Here is a 4,467-nt window from a genome sequence, read left to right as displayed (position 1 = left end):
GGCTGAGGTTATAAGTGGATGACGCAAGTCACGGTGAAACAACTGGCCGATGAGGTCAAAACACCGGTTGAGCGCCTGTTGCAGCAGATGCGTGAGGCAGGTCTGCCGCACACCGCCGCCGATGAAGGTGTGAGCGATAGCGAGAAGCAGTCCCTGTTGACGCACTTGAAGAGCAGTCACAAGGCTAAAGTGGAAGAGCCGCGCAAGATTACCTTGCAGCGCAAGACCACCAGTACATTGCGCGTTGCTGGCAGCAAGAGCATCAGCGTTGAAGTACGCAAGAAGAAAGTTTTCGTACAGCGCAGCCCGGAAGAAATCGAAGCCGAGCGCAAACGCGAGCAGGACGAGCGTCGTGCGGTAGAAAATGCCGCCCGTCAGAAGGCCGAGGAAGAAGCACGTCTGCGCGCCGAAGAAGAAGCGCGCCGTCAGCCTGCGCCTGCTCCTGAAGCGGCTGCACCGGTTGCTGCTGCAGAACCTGAACCGGCTCCGCGCGCTGTCGCCGAGCCTGCTCAGCAAGCACCTGTTGCAGCGCCTGCTCCGGCTGCCGATGCCCGCAAGCGTGACGAGCCTCGTCGCCCTGACAAGCCACGTGCCGACGATAGCAATCGTCGCGGTGGCGGCAATGGTGACGGCGAGCGCAAGAACGCGCCGCACCGTGCCACCGTCAAGGAAAAGGCTCCGGCTGTGCGCGTCGCTCCACGTACCACCGACGAAGAAAGCGATGGCTTCCGTCGCGGCGGTCGTGGCAAGGCCAAGCTGAAGAAACGCAACGCTCACGGCTTCCAGAACCCTACCGGTCCTGTGATTCGTGAAGTGAAGATCGGCGAGACCATCACTGTGGGCGACCTCGCTCAACAGATGTCGGTCAAGGCTGCCGAGATCATCAAGTTCATGTTCAAGCTGGGCACTCCAGCCACCATCAACCAGGTACTGGATCAGGAAACTGCCCAGCTGGTCGCCGAAGAACTGGGCCACAAAGTGACCCTGGTCAGCGACACCGCCCTGGAAGATTCCCTGGCCGAGTCCCTGAAGTTCGAAGGCGAAGCCGTTGGCCGTGCGCCGGTCGTGACCGTAATGGGCCACGTTGACCACGGTAAGACCTCGCTGCTGGACTACATCCGTCGTGCCAAGGTAGCTGCTGGCGAAGCCGGTGGCATTACCCAGCACATCGGTGCTTACCACGTTGAAACCGATCGCGGCATGGTGACGTTCCTCGACACCCCGGGTCACGCCGCGTTTACCGCAATGCGTGCCCGTGGTGCCAAGGCCACCGACATCGTGATCCTGGTTGTTGCAGCTGACGACGGCGTGATGCCGCAAACCATCGAAGCCGTTCAGCACGCTGTTGCTGCCGGTGTTCCGCTGGTAGTTGCAGTGAACAAGATCGACAAGCCGGGCGCTGACCTGGACCGTATCCGCAGCGAACTGTCGGTTCACGGCGTAACGTCCGAAGAGTGGGGTGGCGACACTCCATTCGTCCCGGTCTCCGCGAAGATGGGTACCGGTGTCGACGAACTGCTTGAAGCCGTACTGCTGCAGGCCGAGGTTCTGGAACTGACCGCCACTCCATCGGCTCCTGGCCGTGGTGTCGTGGTCGAGTCCCGCCTGGACAAGGGCCGTGGCCCGGTGGCTACCGTGCTGGTTCAGGACGGTACCCTGCGTCAGGGCGACATGGTCCTGGTCGGTTCGAACTATGGCCGCGTTCGCGCCATGCTCGACGAGAACGGCAAGCCAATCAAGGAAGCAGGTCCTGCCATTCCGGTCGAGATCCTCGGCCTGGACGGTACGCCAGATGCTGGCGACGAGATGAGCGTTGTTGCCGACGAGAAGAAAGCCCGTGAAGTGGCTCTGTTCCGTCAAGGCAAGTTCCGCGAAGTCAAGCTGGCCCGTGCTCACGCCGGCAAGCTGGAAAACATCTTCGAGAACATGGGTCAGGAAGAGAAGAAGACGCTCAACATCGTCCTCAAATCCGACGTCCGTGGTTCTCTGGAAGCCCTGCAAGGCGCTTTGAATGGCCTGGGCAACGACGAAGTACAAGTGCGTGTAGTGGGCGGCGGCGTCGGTGGTATCACCGAAAGCGACGCCAACCTGGCGCTGGCTTCCAACGCTGTACTGTTCGGCTTCAACGTGCGTGCCGATGCTGGCGCTCGCAAGATCGTCGAGCAGGAAGGCCTGGACATGCGTTACTACAACGTCATCTACGACATCATCGAAGACGTCAAGAAGGCCCTCACCGGCATGCTTGGCAGCGACGTCCGGGAGAACATCCTGGGTATCGCCGAAGTCCGCGACGTGTTCCGCTCGCCGAAATTCGGCGCGATCGCAGGTTGCATGGTTGTCGAAGGTACCGTTTACCGTAACCGTCCGATCCGCGTACTGCGTGAAGACATCGTTATCTTCGAAGGCGAGCTGGAATCCCTGCGCCGCTTCAAGGATGACGCTTCCGAAGTGCGTAACGGCATGGAATGCGGTATCGGCGTCAAGAGCTACAACGACGTCAAGGTCGGCGACAAGATCGAAGTCTTCGAGAAGGTCCAGGTTGCTCGCAGCCTCTAACTCGCGAGCTTCAGGAGCCATGGCAGCAGTCGTACGCAAGTGCGCCGCCGCCATGGACTCTCAACGCAACGCCCGGTCCGGCTTCTGCCAGGCCGGGCGTTTGCCGCTTTCAGACTGTACGGCTTTCGCCGTCCGGTAACAGGTAACAAGACATGGCAAAAGAATACAGCCGTACCCAACGCATCGGCGATCAGATGCAGCGCGAACTGGCGCAACTGATCCGTCGCGAGATCAAGGACCCGCGCGTGGGCCTGGTCACCATCACCGCAGTGGACGTCAGCCGTGACGTGGGCCACGCGAAGATCTTCATCACCGTCATGGGTCAGGACAGCAGCGAAGAAATCGCTCAGTCGATCAAGGTGCTGAACTCCGCCGCAGGTTTCCTGCGCATGCAACTGGCCCGCGAAATGAAGCTGCGCAGCGTGCCTCAGTTGCATTTCCACTATGACGAAAGCGTTGCCCGTGGTGCGCACCTGTCTGCGCTGATCGAGCGCGCGGTCGCCGAAGACGGCCAGCACGAGCCTGCCGCCAGGCAAGACGGTTCGGAGGAATAACGGCGTGGCTCAGGTCAAGCGTATTCGCCGTAACGTCAGTGGCATCATCCTGCTCGACAAACCGCTGGGGTTCACCTCCAACGCCGCCTTGCAGAAGGTTCGCTGGTTGCTCAACGCGGAGAAGGCCGGCCACACCGGCAGCCTCGACCCCCTGGCCACCGGCGTGCTGCCGCTGTGCTTCGGCGAGGCGACCAAGTTCTCCCAGTACCTGCTCGACTCGGACAAGGGTTACGAAACCCTGATGCAACTGGGCAAGACCACCACCACGGCAGACGCCGAAGGCGAAGTGTTACAAACTCGTCCGGTGACCGTTGGTCGCGCCGATATCGAAGCTGTGCTCCCCGATTTTCGTGGGCAAATCAGTCAGATACCGCCGATGTACTCGGCCCTCAAGCGTGATGGCCAGCCATTGTACAAGTTGGCTCGCGCAGGGGAAGTGGTGGAGCGCGAGGCGCGTTCTGTTACTATTGCGCGCCTGGAATTATTGGCGAGCGAAGGCGAGACTGCGCGTCTGGCCGTCGACTGCAGCAAAGGCACCTATATTCGTACCCTGGTGGAGGATATTGGTGAGAAACTGGGCTGCGGTGCGTATGTCGCTGAATTGCGTCGCACACAGGCTGGCCCCTTCACTCTTGCCCAGACGGTAACGCTGGAAGAGCTTGAAGCGGTGCATGCTGAAGGCGGCAACGAGGCGGTCGACCGCTTCCTGATGCCATCGGACAGCGGCTTGCAGGACTGGCCCTTGCTGCAGTTCTCCGAGCACAGCTCGTTCTACTGGTTGCACGGGCAGCCAGTGAGAGTCCCGGATGCGCCGAAATTCGGCATGGTACGGGTACAGGATCACGAAGGACGCTTCATCGGTATCGGTGAAGTGAGCGAAGACGGGCGTATTGCGCCGCGTCGGCTGATTCGGTCAGAGTGACCGAACCCGTCGGGTCGGGGTTGTCCTGGCACGGCGGTACGAGGGTGGCTGTTAACAGGCATGGTCACTCCTCTTTTATAGATACAGGGATTTGTCCCTGGCCTGTTGAAGCTGTTTCCCTGAAACAGTTTCCTGATAAAAGGATGGCCTCATGGCTCTCGACGTTCAAGAAAAAGCTCAAATCGTTGCTGACTACCAGCAAGCTGTTGGTGACACTGGTTCGCCAGAAGTGCAAGTTGCACTGCTGACCCACAACATCACCAAACTGCAAGGTCACTTCAAGGCCAACGGTAAAGACCACCACTCCCGTCGTGGAATGTACCCCAGGTTAAACCACCTGGCCATCGGGGGGGACTCCATGAAAGGCAAGGAGTTGTGCGTTTAAAGGGAAATGATGGCGGCCCTGGGTGTGGTAGGATAAGATGGGTTGGGCTA

Annotated in this window: 4 protein-coding genes; all 4 read left to right on the top strand. The window is 60.1% G+C overall.

Going from position 1 to position 4,467, the window contains the following annotated elements; all coding sequences use genetic code 11:
* Positions 1-18 precede the first annotated feature (18 nt).
* The 4 genes from infB (at position 19) to rpsO (ending at position 4,417) form a co-directional block, all read left to right on the top strand.
* A complete protein-coding gene (gene infB, locus ACIPOO_RS26660; protein WP_400610989.1) occupies positions 19-2,556 on the top strand; it encodes a translation initiation factor IF-2 in 2,538 nt (845 codons plus the stop codon).
* Positions 2,557-2,708: 152 nt separating this feature from the next.
* Positions 2,709-3,110 (top strand): 30S ribosome-binding factor RbfA, encoded by a 402-nt coding sequence (gene rbfA, locus ACIPOO_RS26655; protein ID WP_274135913.1) that lies wholly within the window; start codon positions 2,709-2,711, stop codon positions 3,108-3,110.
* 4 nt (positions 3,111-3,114) lie between these two features.
* Entirely contained in the window at positions 3,115-4,032 is a 918-nt protein-coding gene (gene truB, locus ACIPOO_RS26650; RefSeq protein WP_274135912.1) for a tRNA pseudouridine(55) synthase TruB, read from the top strand.
* A 151-nt stretch (positions 4,033-4,183) separates the two neighbouring features.
* Positions 4,184-4,417, top strand: a complete 234-nt coding sequence (gene rpsO / locus ACIPOO_RS26645) for a 30S ribosomal protein S15 (protein WP_400610986.1) — start codon at positions 4,184-4,186, stop codon at positions 4,415-4,417.
* Positions 4,418-4,467 lie beyond the last annotated feature (50 nt).

The sequence above is a fragment of the Pseudomonas sp. NPDC090201 genome, assembly GCF_044746825.1.
In the GTDB taxonomy this organism is placed as follows: Bacteria; Pseudomonadota; Gammaproteobacteria; order Pseudomonadales; family Pseudomonadaceae; genus Aquipseudomonas; species Aquipseudomonas putida_AD.
This window is presented reverse-complemented; position numbering and strand designations above follow the sequence as displayed.